This window comes from Sphingomonas endolithica (assembly GCF_025231525.1).
Lineage (GTDB): Bacteria > Pseudomonadota > Alphaproteobacteria > Sphingomonadales > Sphingomonadaceae > Sphingomonas > Sphingomonas endolithica.
Genome location: NZ_CP103057.1, coordinates 2653589 through 2671488 on the forward strand (window position 1 = coordinate 2653589; position 17900 = coordinate 2671488).

Annotated in this window: 17 protein-coding genes and 1 riboswitch; of the genes, 8 read left to right on the forward strand and 9 right to left on the reverse strand. The window is 64.5% G+C overall.

Features of this window, described 5'->3' with window-relative positions; all coding sequences use genetic code 11:
* The first annotated feature begins 70 nt into the window (after positions 1-70).
* Positions 71-829 (forward strand): SDR family NAD(P)-dependent oxidoreductase, encoded by a 759-nt coding sequence (locus NV382_RS12465; protein WP_260597062.1) that lies wholly within the window; start codon positions 71-73, stop codon positions 827-829.
* A gap of 30 nt (positions 830-859) precedes the next feature.
* Complete coding sequence (locus tag NV382_RS12470; protein WP_260597063.1) at positions 860-1375, forward strand: YciE/YciF ferroxidase family protein; 516 nt, start codon at positions 860-862, stop codon at positions 1373-1375.
* Here NV382_RS12470 and NV382_RS12475 read toward each other — a convergent pair whose 3' ends face one another.
* Complete coding sequence (locus NV382_RS12475; protein ID WP_260597064.1) at positions 1376-1978, reverse strand: alpha-ketoglutarate-dependent dioxygenase AlkB; 603 nt, start codon at positions 1976-1978, stop codon at positions 1376-1378.
* 81 nt (positions 1979-2059) lie between these two features.
* Here NV382_RS12475 and NV382_RS12480 point away from each other — a divergent pair, with 81 nt between their 5' ends.
* The gene (locus tag NV382_RS12480) at positions 2060-2578 is read left to right on the forward strand and encodes a hypothetical protein (protein WP_418066796.1); all 519 of its coding nucleotides are present in this window, start codon (positions 2060-2062) and stop codon (positions 2576-2578) included.
* A 431-nt stretch (positions 2579-3009) separates the two neighbouring features.
* Here the strand turns inward: NV382_RS12480 and NV382_RS12485 are convergent, their stop codons facing one another.
* From NV382_RS12485 to NV382_RS12515, 7 genes are all read right to left on the reverse strand, one after another.
* Positions 3010-4074, reverse strand: coding sequence for a DUF4062 domain-containing protein (locus tag NV382_RS12485; RefSeq protein ID WP_260597066.1), 1065 nt, complete (start codon positions 4072-4074; stop codon positions 3010-3012).
* 1 nt (position 4075) lies between these two features.
* A complete protein-coding gene (gene thiC, locus NV382_RS12490; protein WP_260597067.1) occupies positions 4076-6022 on the reverse strand; it encodes a phosphomethylpyrimidine synthase ThiC in 1947 nt (648 codons plus the stop codon).
* Between the two features lie 52 nt (positions 6023-6074).
* Positions 6075-6182, reverse strand: a riboswitch (TPP riboswitch).
* 81 nt (positions 6183-6263) lie between these two features.
* Positions 6264-7277, reverse strand: a complete 1014-nt coding sequence (locus tag NV382_RS12495; protein WP_260597068.1) for a ferritin-like domain-containing protein — start codon at positions 7275-7277, stop codon at positions 6264-6266.
* 67 nt (positions 7278-7344) lie between these two features.
* Positions 7345-8313, reverse strand: a complete 969-nt coding sequence (locus tag NV382_RS12500; RefSeq protein WP_260597069.1) for a ferritin-like domain-containing protein — start codon at positions 8311-8313, stop codon at positions 7345-7347.
* Positions 8314-8603: 290 nt separating this feature from the next.
* The gene (locus NV382_RS12505; RefSeq protein ID WP_260597070.1) at positions 8604-9488 is read right to left on the reverse strand and encodes a MipA/OmpV family protein; all 885 of its coding nucleotides are present in this window, start codon (positions 9486-9488) and stop codon (positions 8604-8606) included.
* A 78-nt stretch (positions 9489-9566) separates the two neighbouring features.
* Complete coding sequence (locus NV382_RS12510; RefSeq protein ID WP_312026740.1) at positions 9567-9995, reverse strand: DUF2141 domain-containing protein; 429 nt, start codon at positions 9993-9995, stop codon at positions 9567-9569.
* Positions 9928-10713, reverse strand: a complete 786-nt coding sequence (locus NV382_RS12515; RefSeq protein ID WP_260597071.1) for a sterol desaturase family protein — start codon at positions 10711-10713, stop codon at positions 9928-9930. Before NV382_RS12515 ends, NV382_RS12510 begins: the two co-directional genes overlap by 68 nt.
* 377 nt (positions 10714-11090) lie before the next feature.
* Between NV382_RS12515 and crtY the strand changes: the two genes are divergently transcribed.
* From crtY to NV382_RS12535, 4 genes are all read left to right on the forward strand, one after another.
* Positions 11091-12257 (forward strand): lycopene beta-cyclase CrtY, encoded by a 1167-nt coding sequence (gene crtY / locus NV382_RS12520; RefSeq protein ID WP_260597072.1) that lies wholly within the window; start codon positions 11091-11093, stop codon positions 12255-12257.
* Positions 12254-13744 carry a phytoene desaturase gene (locus NV382_RS12525; RefSeq protein WP_260597073.1) on the forward strand — a complete coding sequence of 497 codons (1491 nt, stop codon included), beginning with the start codon at positions 12254-12256 and terminating at the stop codon, positions 13742-13744. Before crtY ends, NV382_RS12525 begins: the two co-directional genes overlap by 4 nt.
* A gap of 136 nt (positions 13745-13880) precedes the next feature.
* Positions 13881-14462, forward strand: a complete 582-nt coding sequence (locus tag NV382_RS12530; protein WP_260597074.1) for an LOG family protein — start codon at positions 13881-13883, stop codon at positions 14460-14462.
* A gap of 115 nt (positions 14463-14577) precedes the next feature.
* Positions 14578-15534: a phytoene/squalene synthase family protein gene (locus NV382_RS12535; RefSeq protein WP_260597075.1), complete on the forward strand. Its 957-nt coding sequence runs from the start codon at positions 14578-14580 to the stop codon at positions 15532-15534.
* Between the two features lie 181 nt (positions 15535-15715).
* Here the strand turns inward: NV382_RS12535 and NV382_RS12540 are convergent, their stop codons facing one another.
* Positions 15716-15946: a hypothetical protein gene (locus tag NV382_RS12540; protein ID WP_260597076.1), complete on the reverse strand. Its 231-nt coding sequence runs from the start codon at positions 15944-15946 to the stop codon at positions 15716-15718.
* A 104-nt stretch (positions 15947-16050) separates the two neighbouring features.
* Between NV382_RS12540 and NV382_RS12545 the strand changes: the two genes are divergently transcribed.
* On the forward strand, positions 16051-17865 hold the full coding sequence (locus tag NV382_RS12545) for an ABCB family ABC transporter ATP-binding protein/permease (RefSeq protein ID WP_260597077.1): 1815 nt from the start codon (positions 16051-16053) through the stop codon (positions 17863-17865).
* Positions 17866-17900: the final 35 nt, after the last annotated feature.

Below are 17900 nucleotides of genomic sequence, written 5' to 3' on the forward strand. Positions count from 1 at the left end.
GCGCCTGCCCCATACCGACCCACCCCAGCCCCTCCCTTCCAGGGAGGGGAGCCAAGAAGGATCACTTACCATGGCTAAATTCGCCATCGTCACCGGCGCCTCGACCGGCATCGGCCTGGAACTCGCCAAGCTGGCTGCGGCCGACGGCTATGACCTGCTGCTCGCCGCCGACACGCCGTTCACCGACGTGCCGAGCGGCGCGCGCACGCTGGACGTCGATCTCTCGACCTTCGAGGGTGTCGACAAACTGCTGGCGGAAGCCGGCGGGCGGCAGATCGACCTGTTGTGCGCCAATGCCGGGCATGGCCTGGGGCGCGCGTTCCTCGACCAGGATCCGGCCGAGTGGAAGCATGTCGTCGACACCAATATCGTCGGCACCGGCTATCTGCTGCAGCACGTGCTGAAGCAGATGGTGGCGCGCAACGACGGCAAGGTGCTGGTGACGGGTTCGATCGCCGGCTACATTCCGGGTGCGTTCCAGGCGGTGTATAACGGCTCCAAGGCGTTCGTGGACAGCTTCGTCGCGGCGCTGCAGAACGAGATCAAGGAATCGGACGGCGTCACGCTGACCAACCTGATGCCCGGGCCGACGGACACCGAATTCTTCGAACGCGGCGACATGATGGACACGTCGGTCGGCACCGATCCCAAGAAGGAAGACCCGGCGGATACCGCCAAGAACGGCTGGGATGCGTTGATGTCGGGCAAGGCGAGCGTCGTTTCGGGCGTGAAGAACAAGATCCAGTCGGCGGTCGCCAACGTCACGCCGAACGCGATCCTGGCCGAGCAGCATCGCAAGATGGCCGAACCCGGCACCGCCGAGGATTGATCCGAACCACCGCTTTCAAGGAGACGATTTATGGGCCTGTTCAGTAAAGACATCGCCACGCTGCATGACCTGTTCCTGCACACGCTGCAGGACATCTACTACGCCGAGCACCAGATCCTGAAGGCATTGCCCAAGATGATCGACAAGGCGACCGCGCCTGCGCTCAAGAAAGGGTTCGAGTTGCACCTGACCGAGACCGAGGGGCAGATCGCGCGGCTGGAACGGGCGTTTGCCAGCCTGGATGAGAAAGCCAAGGCAGTGACCTGCCCGGCGATCGACGGGATCATCAAGGAAGCCAACGAGATCATCGGCGAAGTCTCCGACAAGTCGGTGCTCGATGCGGCGCTGATCATGGCGGCACAGGCGGTCGAGCATTACGAGATCACGCGCTACGGCACGCTGATCGCGTGGGCGACCGAGATGGGCCATACCGAAGTCGCGTCCCTGCTCGCCGAGACGCTGGCCGAGGAAAAGGCCACCGACGAGAAGCTGACGGCGATGGCCGAGAGCAAGACCAACGCTAAGGCGGCGGCGGTGTCCGCCTGATCAGGCGGGTCGGCGGAGCGCCTCGCGGCCCTTCGCCGACAGGCTGCGGAAGGTGACGGACCAGCGCGGCACCAGCATCGCAGCGATGCTGTGTTCCCACTGGTGCCGCGCCTCGCCGGTCAACAGATATACCGAACGCGGCGGCAGCGGCAGCGCGGCGCGATCGAAGCCCGCCGGCGTGCGGCGGCGCAGGCGCAGGGTGGCATCGTTGCCGAGCGAGATGCCGACGACATGCTCGAACACCGGGCGATCGCGGTGCCAGCCGATTCCGGCGCCCGGATCGTAGCGCGTGACCAGCACTTGGACGAGATCGTCTTCGTGGAGCCCGGCAAAGCGTGCGGCGCGGGTGCGCAGCGGTAGCAGATAATCCGGGATCGGCTCAGTCGGGGCGAAGCTCGCATTGTCGAAATCATATTGCCAGCCGAACGACGCCGTCTCGCGCTTGCCGAGCCAGCCCTGGAAGCGGAACGGGGCGACCGCGACATCGGCGAGCTGGGTGAGCAATGCCGCTTCCTCCGCCGCGTTCAGGATATCGGGCGCGTACGTCAGGCCGGGGGGCAGCGCCGGCGCGGGCGCATCGAACAGGTCTGGCTGGGCACTCATGCTGGGCGATATGGGTGCGGCTGCCTGGGATGTGAACGAGGTGCGCGGCATTGCCGGGCTGGGCGGTTGCGGCGATACGGGATCATGGCAATTCTGAAGGTCTACCGCACGCCGATCGGCTTCCACGACGCCTATGTCGCCGCGCCGAGCCAGAAGGCCGCGCTCGCCGCCTGGGGCACGACGCACAACCTGTTCGCGCGCGGCGTGGCGGAGATCGTCACCGATCCCGAACTCACCGCCGAAGCGCTGGCCGCGCCCGGCACGGTGATCAAGCGATCGCGCGGCACCGCCGCCGAACAGATCGCCGCTTTGCCGCCGGATGCGCCGCGGGCGAAGGCGGCGGCGCCCAAGCCCGTGAAGCGCAAGCCGGCCGCCCCCCGCCCCCACCGCAAGCCGCTCGACGCCGCCGAAGCAGCCATCGCGCAGGCCAAGGAACGGCATGACGCGGCGGCACGCGACCTAGCGGCACGGCTGGCGGCGTTGCAGGAGGAACGGCAGACGCTGGACCGCGACCACCGGGCGGAGATTGCGCGGCTGGAGGAGGCGCGGGAGCGAGTTGCGGCGGTGTATGAGGAGGCGACGAAGGCTTGGCGGGGGTAGTGCTTCAGGCTTCGCGTACGATGGTACCGAAGCAGTTTGTACTAAATCAAGTGTCTCTTGCGTTTTCACCAACCACCTTGTTGAAGCGAAAGGGGCACTTTGTAGCTTCGTACAATGGACAAGAAACGGTGGGAGTGGATGCGACCAGCACATTGATCAGGCAATCGGTCGTGGCCGCGTTCGCGCCCAATCCACTGCCGGCCGCGGTTGATGTATCCAGTTTTGGCCGACTGACGCGGGCGGCTCAAGCTGTTGGTAAGCTCATGGGCATCAGTCGTTCTTCCCAACCTGATGTTGCTGATGCCTGTAGCAGCGGCGCGAAGCTATATCGTCATCCAACATGGAAGGTACCTACACAACGATCAACAAGATCTTCCTCTTGGAAGCACGCGTTGGTGAAAGGACACCGGCGACAATCCTGAAATGCTGAACTACGTCTGCGCGCTGTTTTTCGCCGCCCTACGCATTGCCAATGCCGACATCATTTTTGTCTCACCGTATGGGGTTAGCTTCCAGTAATTTTGTGCGTCACTTACAGTACGCTTTTTGTCTCCACGCATGATAAGACCAAGCGCCACAAGCTGAACCTTGATCTTATGAAAGGCATCCTTTGATGATGTGATTGACTTAATCTTTCTATCTTTAAAGGTATCATTCTTGGTAGTGGTGCTCCAGAGAACATGAGAAAACACCTCATCAACAGCATCTTCTAGATCGCTTTCGCTAATTTCTTCAATCAGCCTAGGACTTATTTTGTTCCAGATATCGTCCCAAGCTACCTGCGCATCTGCGAATATGCTCTGAGTTTGATATGCATTTTTCAGAGACACGACCTTCACGATTGCCTCGGTTGGGATCATATCTCCGTCTTGAAGCAAGGCCTCTGCTCCCTCAGGGCGAGACGTAGCACTGCCGCGAACTTTTGCTTCGAGCTTGTCAATTAATTGGCGCAAACGAAGAATTTCTCTGTTTGCTTCGTCGCTGGTTACAGCAGATCCTCGTATCCATCCCACAGCCGGACGGTCTTTAATTACTTTAATAATTGAACGGCTCACGACCGATCCGAGTGCGCTAGGCCCGTTCCAATATTTGACCATTTTCATTTCGCACAGCTTACGAAAAGCCGCGAGCTTCTCCCTTCCTTCGGGTTCAAGCTCGGTATGCTCAGCCGTTAGGCTGGATGGGGCCTCGTGCAGGAAAGAAACCACTGGCTTACCCTGCTCGGTTGCGTAACGATACTCCATTTCGGTATAACTAAGTCCACCTGAACCAATTGATCCATAGCGACCAGCAACGATAACCATATAGTAATCGCAGTCATCAATGACGCGCTTGATAAGCGTCCATTGATCTTCGTCTGCAGCTTGAAATAACTCCATCCCCGACGGGATGCAATCAAGCTCCAAGAGCGCCTGCATTACCTCTTTGCGTTCCTCAATTAAATCCCGAAAAGTGGAACTTACGAAGACTTGGTAGCGCTTGTCGACATCGGCCATTTCAATCCGCCGCCGGCAGGTAAATCTCCCCACCTTTTTCGTTGAACATCTCGCTCATTGCCACCATGCCGCGTTCCGCATCAGCGTGCGTCGTGCCCTTGGCAAATAACGCGCGATCGTCGTCTGCCGCATCGACAACGCCGCCAGCCGCGAGGAACGCATTCGCCGGCTGGTTCTGCGTCGCCGCGAAGTCGCGCACTTCCTGCGTGATCTTCATCGAGCAGAACTTAGGCCCGCACATTGAGCAGAAGTGCGCCGTCTTCGCCCCCTCTGCCGGCAACGTCTGGTCGTGATATTGCTCCGCCGTGTCGGGGTCGAGGCTGAGGTTGAACTGGTCGCGCCAGCGGAATTCGAACCTTGCGCGGCTCAGCGCGTCGTCGCGCATCTGGGCGGCGGGGTGGCCTTTGGCGAGGTCGGCGGCGTGCGCGGCTAGTTTGTAGGTTACCACGCCGACCTTCACGTCGTCGCGGTCGGGGAGGCCGAGATGCTCCTTGGGCGTGACGTAGCAAAGCATCGCGGTGCCGTACCAGCCGATCTGCGCGGCGCCGATGCCGCTGGTGATGTGATCGTAGCCGGGCGCGATGTCGGTGGTGAGTGGCCCCAAGGTGTAGAAGGGTGCTTCGCCGCAGACTTCGAGCTGCTTTTCCATATTCTCCTTGATCTTGTGCATCGGCACATGGCCGGGGCCCTCGATCATGACCTGGACGTCGCTCTTCCACGCGCGGTGGGTGAGCTCGCCCAAGGTGTAGAGCTCGCTGAACTGCGCTTCGTCATTGGCGTCGGCGATCGAGCCGGGGCGCAGGCCGTCGCCCAGGCTGTAGGCGATGTCGTACGCCTTCATGATCTCGGTGATCTCGTCGAAGCGCTCGTAGAGGAAGCTCTCCTTGTGGTGGCTGAGGCACCATTTGGCCATGATGCTGCCGCCGCGGCTGACGATGCCGGTGACACGCTTGGCCGTCATCGGGATATAGGCAAGGCGGACGCCAGCGTGGATCGTGAAGTAATCGACGCCCTGTTCGGCCTGCTCGATCAGCGTGTCGCGGAAGATTTCCCAGGTCAGGTCCTCGGCAATGCCGCCGACTTTTTCGAGTGCCTGGTAGATCGGCACGGTGCCGATCGGGACGGGCGAGTTGCGGATGATCCATTCGCGCGTGTCGTGGATGTTGCGGCCGGTGCTGAGGTCCATCACCGTGTCGGCGCCCCAGCGGATCGACCAGACGAGCTTGTCGACTTCGGCGGCGACGTTGCTGGCGACCGCGCTGTTGCCGATATTGGCGTTGATCTTGACCAGGAAATTGCGGCCGATCGCCATCGGTTCGGATTCGGGGTGGTTGACGTTGTTGGGGATGATCGCGCGGCCGCGAGCGACCTCGTCGCGGACGAATTCGGGGGTTACGAAGTCGGGGATCGACGCGCCGAACGACTCGCCGTCGCGCTTATATTCCTTGAGCATCGCGCGGCCGAGATTCTCGCGGGTGGCGACATATTCCATCTCGGGCGTGATGATGCCACGCCGCGCGTAATGCATCTGGCTGAGGTTCATGCCGGGCTTGGCGCGCAAGGGTTGGCGGTGGGCACCGGGGAATTGCGGCACGCCGCCGGAGCGATCGGGGCCGAGCTGGCCATTGTCCTCGGGGCGGACTTCGCGCGGGGCATAGGCCTCGACATCGCCGCGCGCCGCGATCCAGCCGCTGCGGATCGCAGGCAGGCCGGCGTCGATGTCGATCACTGCCTTGGGATCGGTATAGGGGCCGCTGGTGTCGTAGACGCGCAAGGGCGGCTCGCTGCAGCTGGGATCGAGGACGATCTCGCGCATGGCGACTCGGACATCCGGGCTGGTGGGGACCGCGACATGGATTTTGCGGCTGCCGCGGATCGGGCCGGTGGTGATGCCGATTGCCGGCTGCGGGCGGGCGCCCTGTTCGATTCTGCTGTCGATATCGGCCATGGTCGCTCTCCTATACGTGTCGGAGACCGTGTCGGCAGGGATCGATCCTTGGGACCGGCGCGCCTCCACTCCCTCCGCCGGTGTCAGCCGGATCAGGTTCAGCGGGTCATGGCATCAGCCAAATCTCAGCCGCTCACGTGCGGCCCCCCGGGGAAGCGACGATGGTAAACGCTTCGCGGCACAAAGAAAAGGCCGCGCCGGGAATTCCCGACGCGGCCGATAGAGGATGACGCGCGCGCGCTTAGCTGGCGGCGCTGGTCTTGAAGAACGGGTTGGCGGCGTTGACGCCGTTGGAGAAGAAGCCGCCGCTCGTGGTGGCCGTACGGTTGAGATAGACGATGTTGAGCACCTGGCCGGGCGAGCGGCTGAAGGCGATGCCGTCGCCGTCGGTCGGCACGATATTGGCGTCCGCCGCGCTGCTGCCGATGCCCTGGTCGCGATCGATGCCGCCATCCAGGCCGTCGCGCGCGTCGGATATCTGCTGCGCCGGAACGAACAGGCCCTTGCGCGACAGGGTCGTGCGGATGATCGCGGAGTGATAGGCCTCCGCCGCGAGCAGGCCGGCCGCGGCCTCCAGGAACGTCCTGCTGCGGAGCAACGGGGCGGCCCCCTTGTACGCGGTCACGCCGACATCCTCGAAGATGTAGGCGGCGAGCAGGAAGCTGTTGTCGTCGCGGTACGGATCGTAGCTGTCGTCAACGGCGATGCCGGCCGCACGCGCCGCGGCGGTGAAGGCACCGCCGGCGCCACCGGCGATGTTGATGTTGGGCATCGGCACGACGGTGGTGCCGATCGTCTTGCGCAGGAAATCGACATGCGCGCGTTCGTCAGCGGCGATCTCGCGGGCATATTGGCCGACCAGCGGGTCGCCGAACGTGACCTGCTTGCCACCGGTGACGGTGCCGGGCGTGCCCGTGGCGTTGGTGCCTGCGGCGAGCGATGCCGCCGGAAGCCCTGCGCCGGTGGCGGCGAAGGAATAGAATTGCGCCTCGAGATATTCGAGGTTCAGCGCGAAGTTGAGGATGTCGCCATCGCCGATCGCGCTGGTCGCGGTCGAGGTCGGCGTCGGGGTGACGCTGGAGGTCGGCGTCGGGGTGGGCGAATCGTCGTCATCGCCGCCACCGCAGGCGGCGAGCAGCGAGGTGGCGCCGGCAACAGCGGCGACGCTGCTGGCCTGGCGCAGGAAACGGCGGCGATCGTCACGCCGGGCAGCGCCGGCTTCGAGGACGATGTTGAGCTTTTCGGTGTCGTTCATCGGGTGAAACTCCCCAGAATAGGTGTCGCCAAGGCTGGCGGAAGCATGGTCGCGGGCGGGATCCGGCTCAGCCGCTGGCAGCGCTGGTCTTGATCGTGCCGTTGAGGCCGGCGGGGAAGAAGCCACCCAACGTGGCCTGCGCCTTGTTGAGATACACGATGTTGAGGACCTGACCCGTGGTGCGGCTATAGGTGAGGCCGTCGCCGTTAGTCGGCACCAGGTTCGAGGCGATCGCCGCACCCGTGCCGGTCGCCGAGATGCCCTGATCGAGATCCTCGGTGCCATCCAACGCGTCGCGCGCATCGGAGATCGCATCCGCCGAGGTGCGCAGCGACGGGGTGTCGAGCCCTCTGGCATAGAGCGAGGTGCGGATCAGCCCGGCATGATAGGCCTCGGTGGCGAGGATGCCGGCCGATGCCTCGATGAAGACGGGGTTGGTGAGCAGCGGCGCGGCACCCTTGTAGGCGGAGACGCCGACATCGGCGAAGATGAACGCGCCGAGCAGGAAGCTGTTGGCGTTCTCATACGGGTTGAAGGCGACGCCCGGCCCGACCAGACCGGCGGCACGCGCCGCGGTGCTGAATGCGCCGGTCGGCGCGACGCCGATGTCGATCGAGGGCATCGAGACCTTGGCGGTGCCGAGCTGCGAGCGGAGATAGGCGACGTGGGCGACCTCGTCAGCGGCGATCTCGCGGGCATAGGCCTGCACCGCGGCATCGCCGAAGTTGACCTGCTGGCCTGGGGTCAGCGTGCCGCGCGCGGTGGTGCCGTCGAGCAGGTTCTCGGGGAGGCCGGTGCCGTTGACGGCGTAGGAGTAGAATTGCGCCTCGAGATATTCGAGGTTCAGCGCGAAGTTGAGGACGTCGGCGTCGGTCAGCGTCTGTGCCGTCGCGACACCGCCCAGGGTAACCGCCGCCGCGCCCGCGCCGGCAACCGCCGCTGCGCCGAACGCCGCCTTGAAGAAGTCGCGCCGCTCGTTGCGGCGTTCGACGCGGTTTTCGAACGCTTCGATCAACTGCTGGTTGGTATCGGTCATGACCAATGGTCTCCCTATATTCGCGGCGGTTACGCGACGACAGACTGCCCGAATCCGCCACTCAGGCCAGTCGATCGGCAGAACCACGCGGAGGTGCCGACACGGTTATGGGGATGCCTAGAGGTGACGGCCGATGTCAACCGGATACGCCGATTTGCGCGCCGAGCCGTGCTACAGCTGCAGCGTCTGGTCGCCCAGAAACGGCTTCGCCGCCCGTACCTGGCATCGGCGATACCAGGTACGGGCGGCGAGGTTGGATATCATCGTGCAGCGTTGCCGCTACGCTGGGTTCAGAAAGTGTATGCCAGGCCGACCGCGCCGATCAGCTGGTCACGATCGCCGGCGATGCGCGTCACCGGGCTGTCGGCGAAATCGTTGAGCAGCTTCGAATAGGAGCCACCGGCAACGAGCGACAGGCCGTGCAGCAGATCGCCGGTCAGCGAGTAGGTGGCCAGCGCGCTCACCGAATAGTTCTTCCAGCCCTTGCCGGCATTGTAGGTCGGCAACGTGCTGGCCAGCGAGCCTGCGGGCGTGACGCTGAAATAGGTATCGGCATATTCGCCGCCGACATAGGTCGCACCGACGGACAGGCCGACGAACGCCTTGCGGCTGAGCGGCGTGCCGTAATTGATCTGCGGCGTGATCAGGTAGCTCTTGTGCGCCTTGTTGACGTCCTGCGTGTAGGCAACGCTGACACCGAGAGTATCATAATCCGACGTGATGACGCCGGTGCGCGCGATGCCGACATAGCCGCCGAGCTCGATCGCGGTGTCACGCTTGCCGAGTGCCTCGACGCGCTTATCGTCGATGCTCTTGCGGCTGGTGCGATCCGTATTGACGCCGACCACCGGGCCGAGCTGGAAGTCAAGGCCAGGGCCGGACGCATTGGGCACCAGATCGACGAACAGGCGGGCGCCACGAGTCGAGAAGTTGATCCCCGAGATCGAGCCGCGGATCGCGGCGGCGGGGATGATGCGGTTCTTGTCCGAGCCTTCGTAGCTCGGCACCGTTGCGGCACCGACCGCAATGGTCAGGCTGTCACCGCCGGTGGCGATATCCGCCGCGGGCGAGGATGGCTGTGCTGCATCGCTGGTGTCCTGCGCCATGGCGGGCAGGCTGGCCAAGGCGGCGGCGCCGGCGAGAACGGGGGCGATAAGGCGAATGGTCGAGCGCAAGTGCGATACTCCACGAGATGGGGCGAGATGGTTTCAGGCGCGTAACGCCTTTTAGTATATTTGGCTCCTGCAGGCCAATTACAGCATGTACTTCATACGAACGTGTTGCGCATCTGCACCACTGGCGAGCGCGAAGCGTGCAGCGGCAAAACGCGGCGGGCCGAAGCCGATCGCCGGATTGCGCGAGAAACCGAAGCCCTCGCGCGGGATGCCGAGCAGCGTATCGAGTTTGTGATTGTCGTTTTCGTCATGGATCACGGCAATGGCGTAATCACCCATCGGCAGTGCGGCGAACGTCATCTTCGACTGTGTGGCGGGCACGGACCGGGTGACGGCCCGCGCATCGTCGATACAGGCGGGAAAGTTCTTGGGGTCGGCCGTCAGGCACAGGCGCAGCATGCCCTTGGACGAGCGCAGCTTCGCAACGTCGACGTGCAGGTCAGCGACCGGCATCGCCCCCGGCAGCCACGCCAGCAGCAGCGCGCCCGCCGCGGCGCGGCGAATCACGGAACTGCCCGATGCCCTGGTCCGTGCCGCAAAGCCGATCCCAGAAACGGAAATAAAGCCCATAATTGCACCTGTACCGCTCATGATGGCGCTGGTGATGGCTGGCCGTGATGAGCCACCCGCCGAGGCGCCCTTGCCACATCGCAGCCGGAAACATTTCCCAGCCCATGTGATTGGTCACACCCATAACGGTCATCACCGTCAGTACTACCCCCAGGCCGGCGACGTGGATCGGAATGAGGAACACCAGTAGCGGAATTACCACAGCCCCGGTCAGTGCCTCGATCGGGTGGAATGCCATCGCCGCCCAGGCGGTCGGCGGGCGGCTGGCATGGTGGAGGGCATGCGCGAGCTTGAACGGTTTCGGTCGATGCATCCAGCGATGCGTCCAGTAGAACCAGGTATCGTGCGCGAAGAGATACAGGAGTACCGATAGCGGCGCATACCACAAGGGATAGGCATGTATGTCGGTGTAGATCCGTGTCCAGCCGTGATTCTGCCAGCCCCAGGCGACGACGCCCGCCGGCACGCCGTAGATCGCGGCCGAGGCCAGGCTCCAGACGATCTCGCGGCGCATCTGCTTGTCGAGGCCGGTGTACAGCCCGGGATGGCGCATCCGAGTCGCCGCGGCGAACGCGCCGCTGACGATCAGGTAGCGCACGCCGACGATCGCCGTCATCGCGGCGGCGGAAAGCAGGATGGCGAGCATGACGGTCATGGCGGGCGTATAGCGCAGTGGGGAGCGGGCACCTAGGACAGATCGATTGTCGGCGGCGCGGCGCCGCGCCGCGGGTCTGCGGGTGCGTTCGCATCAGCCGAAGCCGTCATGATCTCATGCCAATTGTGCATTTTACTTCCGTTCTCCCGCGAAAGCGGGAGCCCAGGGTTATTGAGGGATACGCTTGTGGCCCTGGGCCCCCGCTTTCGCGGGGGAACGAGACGATCATGAAGGTTGCTGGCTCGCACCACGCCAAGAGCGCATCTCGCGTCCAACTCCGCGCTGCGTCCCGGCAGGTCGTCCCAGCCGCGGGGCTGGCCACCACAAACGACCGATCCGCCCTTGCGTGCCTTCGCGGATGCGGTACGCGCTTCCCGATGGCGACCATCATCTCATGCGACGTCGCGATCGTCGGCGCGGGCCTTGCCGGCGGGCTGACCGCGCTGGCACTGAAACGCAAGCACCCTGCACTCGACATCCGACTGATCGACTCAGCGACCGACATCGGCGGCAATCATCTCTGGTCGTTCTTCGGCAGCGACGTGGACGCGGCCGATCGCTGGATCGTCGCGCCGCTGATCAGCTATGGGTGGCGCCAGTACGATATCGCCTTTCCGGCGCACCAGCGGCAGATCACGGCCAGCTATTATTCGATCGAATCCGAACGCCTGGACACGGTCGTGCGCGCGGCCTTCCCATCGCAGGCCCTGCTGCTCGGTCGCCAGGTGCTGGATATCAGCGCGACATCCGTGGTGCTGACCGATGGGGACGTGATCCAGGCCAAGGGCGTGATCGATGCGCGCGGCCCGGCCAAGCTGTCGCTGCTCGATTGCGGCTGGCAGAAGTTCGTCGGGCGCGAATTCCGGCTGGCTGAGCCGCACGACGATCCGCGACCGATGGTGATGGATGCCACCGTGCCGCAGATCGATGGCTATCGCTTCCTGTATTGCCTGCCCTTGTCGGTGACGCGGATGTTCGTCGAGGATACCTATTACAGCGACACGCCCGATCTCGATCCTGCCGTATTGGCCGATCGCCTCGACAGCTATGTCGCGGCGCGCGGCTGGCAGATCGAGCAGGCCCGGCGCGACGAGGCCGGCGTGTTGCCGGTGGTGATGGGGGGCGATTTCGAGGCTTATTGGCGGTCGGGCGGCGTCGGGATCGCCAAGGCCGGGATGCGGGCCGGGCTGTTCCACCCAACGACCGGCTATTCGCTGCCCGATGCGGTACGCACCGCCAGCCTGATCGCGGGCTCCCGAGACATGTCGGGCAAGGCGCTGCACGATCTGACCCACGGCTTGGCCCGTCGGGAGTGGCGCCGACGCGGTTTCTACCGCATGCTCGACAAGATGTTGTTCCGTGCAGCCGAGCCCGGGGAACGCTATCGGGTGCTCGAACGCTTCTATCGCCTTGATCCGCAGCTTATAGGGCGGTTCTATTCAGGACGCTCGACCATGACCGACAAGGCACGCATTCTCACCGGCAAGCCGCCGGTACCGATCGGGCGGGCGCTGCGCGCGATTGCCGGCGGGAGTGCATCATGAATCCGGCACCACGTTCCGCAATCGTCATCGGCGGCGGTTTCGGCGGACTGGCGCTCGGCATCCGGCTGCAATCGGCCGGCGTCGAGACGACCATCGTCGAGGCGCGCGACAAGGCCGGCGGGCGCGCTTATGTGTGGGAGAAGGACGGCTTCACCTTCGATGCCGGGCCGACCGTGATCACCGATCCGGCGTGCCTGCAGGAATTGTGGGCGTTGACCGGGCGCGACATGGCCGAGGACGTGACGCTGGCTCCGGTGCAGCCTTTCTACCGGCTCAACTGGGTCGATGGGGTCAATTTCGATTACACCAACGACGATGCGTTGCTGAATGCGCAGATCGCGCAGCTCAACCCCGACGATGTCGCGGGTTATGCCAAGTTCCTCGATTATTCGGCCGGCGTGTTCAAGGAAGGCTATGAGAAGCTCGGCCATGTCGCGTTTCTCGACTTCGCCTCGATGATCAAGGCCGCGCCGGCCCTCGCCAAGTACCAGGCGTGGCGATCGGTCTATTCGATCGTGTCGAGCTACGTGAAGGACGAGCATCTTCGCCAGGCGCTGAGCTTTCACACCTTGCTGGTCGGCGGCAATCCGATGACCACCAGTGCGATCTATGCGCTGATCCACAAGCTGGAGCGCGATGGTGGCGTGTGGTTCGCGATGGGCGGCACGAACCGGCTGATCGCGGGCATGGTGACGCATTTCGAGCGGCTGGGCGGTACGCTGAAGCTGGCCGATCCGGTGACCAGCATCGAGACGCTGGGCGACCGTGCGACGGGGGTGACGACCGCGAGCGGCTGGAGCGGCACTGCCGACATGATCGCCTGCAATGGCGACGTGATGCACATCTACAAGGATCTGCTGAAGACCAGCCGGTCGGGCCAGCGCACCAAGGCGAAGCTGGAGCGCAAGCGCTATTCGCCGTCGCTGTTCGTGGTGCATTTCGGGATCAAGGGCACGTGGCCCGGCATCCCGCACCACATGATCCTGTTCGGGCCGCGCTATAAGGGGCTGCTCGCCGATCTGTACGATACCGGCATCTTGCCGGAGGATTTCTCGCTGTATCTGCACCATCCGACCGTCACCGACCCGAGCCTGGCGCCGGATGGGCATTCGACCTTCTACGTGCTGAGCCCGGTGCCGCATCTGGGCAAGTTCCCGGTCGATTGGACGGAGATCGGGCCGATCCTGGAGAAGCGCATCCTGGACGAGGTGGGGCGGCGGCTGATCCCCGACATTCACGAGCGGATCGTGACGAAGTTCCACTATACGCCGGACGACTTCAAACAGGACCTGAACGCGCATCTGGGCAGTGCCTTCAGCCTGGAGCCGATCCTGACGCAGAGCGCGTGGTTCCGCGTGCACAACCGCGACGACCATATCCCCAATTTGTATTTCGTCGGCGCGGGCACGCATCCGGGAGCGGGCATTCCGGGCGTCGTCGGGAGCGCCAAGGCGACGGCGGCGCTGATGCTGGAGGCGCCGCAGTGACGACCGTTGCAAACCTTCCCGGCACGGGGAGGTGGCATGCGCAGCATGACGGAGGGAGCGGGCCGGTAGCGCTGCGCTCGCGGAGGGCCCCCTCCACCAGCTTCGCTGGTCCCCCTCGTGCCGGGGAGGAGTGCAAGTGAAGCGTCTGGCGATTTATTGCGGGTCGGCGACGCCGGCCGATCCGGTCTATATCGAGTCCGCCCGTCATGTCGGTCGCACGCTGGCGGAGCGTGGGATCGGCGTGGTCTATGGCGGCGGGCGGCTCGGGCTGATGGGCGCGGTTGCGGATAGTGCGCTGGAAGCCGGCGGTGAGGTGATCGGGATCATCCCGCAGGCGCTGGTCGATCTGGAAGTGGCGCATCAGGGCTGCACGGAACTGCATGTCGTGGAGACGATGCACCAGCGCAAGCAGGCGTTCACCGATCTCAGCGACGGCTTCGTCAACCTGCCGGGTGGCACGGGGACGATGGACGAATTGTGGGAGGCGTTGAGCTGGGCGCAGCTTGGCTATCATGTCAAGCCGGTCGGGCTGCTGAATATCGCCGGCTATTACGATCACCTGATCGACTTTTACGCGAAGATGGGCGAGGTCGGTTTCCTGCGGCCGCAGCATCAAAATGTGATGATCATGGACGACGCGCTGGAAGGCTTGCTGGAGCAGATGGCGGCGCATGTGCCGTTGCACACGATCACCAAGATGAAGGCGAGCGATCTTTGAAGGCCTTGTTCCCCGGCGTAGGCCGGGGTCCAGTCGGGAGGCAGCAATTGGCTGGCGGCGCGCTTCGTTACCTGGACCTTCGCAACTGGGCCCCGGCCTGCGCCGGGGAACAGCTATGACCCCCGATCTCCCCTCCCGCGATGCGATCGTCGCCACCGCGCAGGAATCGATCGCGCGTGGCTCCAAGAGCTTTGCCGCGGCGTCCAAGCTGTTCGACCGGCGCACGCGGGAGCGCGCTTGGCTGCTGTATGCGTGGTGCCGGGCGTGCGACGATATCGCCGATGGGCAGGATCACGGGCATGGCATGACGGTGATCCACGATGCGCCCGAGCGGCTGCAGCGGATCACCGCGATGACCGAGGCGGCGCTGGCGGGCGAGGTCGTCGGCGATCCGGCGTTCGATGCGCTGCGTATCGTCGCGGCGGAAACGCGCATGCCGCATGCCTTCGCGCGCGACCTGATCGCCGGGTTCGCGCTGGATGCGGGCGACTGGCGGCCGCGCACCGAAGGCGACCTGTACAAATATTGCTACCATGTCGCGGGCGTGGTCGGCTGCATGATGGCGGTGGCGATGGGCGTCGACCCGGACGATCAGGACACGCTGGACCGCGCCTGCGACCTGGGCATGGCGTTTCAGCTCGCCAATATCGCGCGGGACATTGAAGAGGATGACCGTGTCGGGCGCGCGTACGTGCCGGAAGAATGGTTCGTCGAGATGGATATCCCGCCCGGGCAGCACATGAAGCCGCCGTTCCGCTCACGGCTGGCGGTGCTGGCGCGGCGGCTGGCGGATCGTGCGGCAGTGTTCGAGGCGAGCGCGCGGCTGGGCACGCCGAAACTGTCGTTCCGCTCGGCCTGGGCGGTTCTGTCGGCGGCCGAGATCTACGGAGCGATCGGGCGGGCGGTGGCGGATCGCGGCGAGCATGCGTGGGACAGCCGCGTGACGACATCCGGACGGCAGAAGCTGGGATTTATCCTGCGGGCCGCCGTCGAGGCAGCGGGGCGCGCGCGGCGCTATCCGCCGGCGCGGCGTGAGATTGCGTGGCAGCGGCCACGGCATGGCGACAAGTAGCGAACGGACCGAGAGGAGCTAGTACGGGCGCTTATCCTCGCCGTCACCCCGGACTTGTTCCGGGGTCCACCAAGCGGCTTTTGGTGTGGATGGAGGCTCGATGGAAGAGCGTGCGGCACGGTGGACCCCGAACAAGTCCGGGGTGACGATTTGGCTAGTTTTCGTACGACGCCGGCACGGATCAGCCCTGCTTCTTGTCGCGATCGCCCTGGGCGAGCGAGCGACCATTGGCGCGGCAGGTGGCGCTGACCACGGGATAGTCGACATCGCTGTTGCGCATCAGCGCAGCCGGCATGGCTGCCTGACATTGCTGATAGCTGGCATATTGCACCTGCTCGACGCGGGCCTCGGCGCACTGCGCGCTGCCATCGGTGCAGCCCATGATCGCCATCACGTAGAAGAAAGAACCCATGTCGCGTCTCCCGTATCGATAGCTAAAATCGACCAAGTGCCGTTCTTGTTCCATGAACCGCTTCCGCCGGGGATTGACGCCCCCTACATGGGGATGTGCCCCCAATGACCGATCCCGTGAGCGCCGAGCGCCCGTTGCTGCCGACGCTTCGGCGTTTCCTGCCCTATCTCTGGCCCAAGGACACGCCCGCGCTACGGCTGCGCATCGTCGGCGCGATGACGCTCGTGGTGTTTTCCAAGCTGGTGCAGGTCTATGGTGCGCCGTTCGCGTTGCAGGGTGCGGTGGACGGCATGGCCAAGGGCGATCGCTCGGCGACCACTTTGATCGTGGCCTTGGTGGTCGGCTATGCCGCGGCGCGGTTCGGGTCAGTACTGTTCGACAATTTGCGCAACGCGGTGTTCGAGCGGGTCGGGCAGGATGCGACGCGGCGGCTGGCGGCCAATGTGTTCCGGCATCTTCACCAATTGTCGCTGCGCTTCCATCTCGAGCGGCGCACCGGCGCGGTGACCAAGGTGGTCGAGCGCGGCACCAAGAGCATCGATACGATGCTGTATTTCCTGCTGTTCAACATCGCGCCGACGATCCTCGAACTGGCGCTGGTGATCGGCATCTTCGGCACCAAGTTCGGCGGCTGGCTGGTCACGGGCACGCTGGCGATGGTGGTGATCTATATCGCGTTCACGCGCTGGGTGACGGATTGGCGCGCGGCGTTGCGCACGCGGATGAACGACCTCGATACCGGCGCGGTGGCGCATGCGGTGGATTCGCTGCTCAATTTCGAGACGGTGAAATATTTCGGTGCCGAGGAGCGCGAGGCCAAGCGCTACGATGCGGCGATGGCGGCTTATGCCGGCGCTGCAGTGAAATCGGAGAATTCGCTTGCCTGGCTCAACGTCGGGCAGGCGCTGATCACCAATGTGATGATGGCGTTCGGCATGGGGCTGGTGGTGTTCGGCTGGGCGCGCGGCGAGTTCACGGCCGGTAACGTGGTGCTGGTGTCGACCTTGCTGGCGCAATTGTTCCGCCCGCTCGACCTGCTCGGCATGGTCTATCGCACGATCCGCCAGGGCGTGATCGACATGGGATCGATGTTCGACCTGATCGATACGCCGTCGGAGATACGCGACGTTCCGGGCGCGCCGGCGCTGAAGGTCGGTGCGGGGCATGTGCGGTTCGAGGATGTGAAGTTCGGCTATGACGCCGACCGGTTGATCCTCAAGGGCATCGATCTCGACGTGCCGGCCGGCCACACGCTGGCGGTGGTCGGGCCGTCGGGCGCGGGCAAGAGCACGCTCGCGCGGTTGATGTACCGTTTCTACGACCTGACCAGCGGGCGCATCACGATCGACGGGCAGGATATTTCGCAGGTGACGCAGGCGAGCTTGCGCGCCGCGATCGGCATCGTGCCGCAGGATACCGTGCTGTTCAACGATGCGATCGGCTACAATATCGCTTATGGTCGCGAGGGCGCCGATAGCGCCGAGATCGAGCGGGCGGCGCGCGGTGCAGCAATCTCGACCTTTATCGAAGGCCAGTCGGAGGGTTACGATACGCGCGTCGGCGAACGTGGGCTGAAATTGTCGGGCGGCGAGAAGCAACGCGTGGCGATCGCCCGCACGTTGCTGAAGAACCCGCCGATCCTGATTCTGGATGAGGCGACCTCGGCGCTGGACAGCCGGACCGAGGGCGAGATCCAGGCGACGCTGGAGGATATCGAGCGGGGGCGCACGACCATCGTCATTGCGCATCGGCTGTCGACGATCGTCCATGCCGACGAGATCGTCGTGCTGGAGGCGGGCGAAGTGGTCGAGCGCGGGTCGCACACCGCGTTGCTACGCCGCGGCGGGCTGTATGCCGAGATGTGGAACCGCCAGGCACAGGAACGCGCCGAGGAAGAGGGCGTGCTGGCGGCGGAATAGGCTCGCGCCGTTGCATTGTCATCTGGCGGACGGGA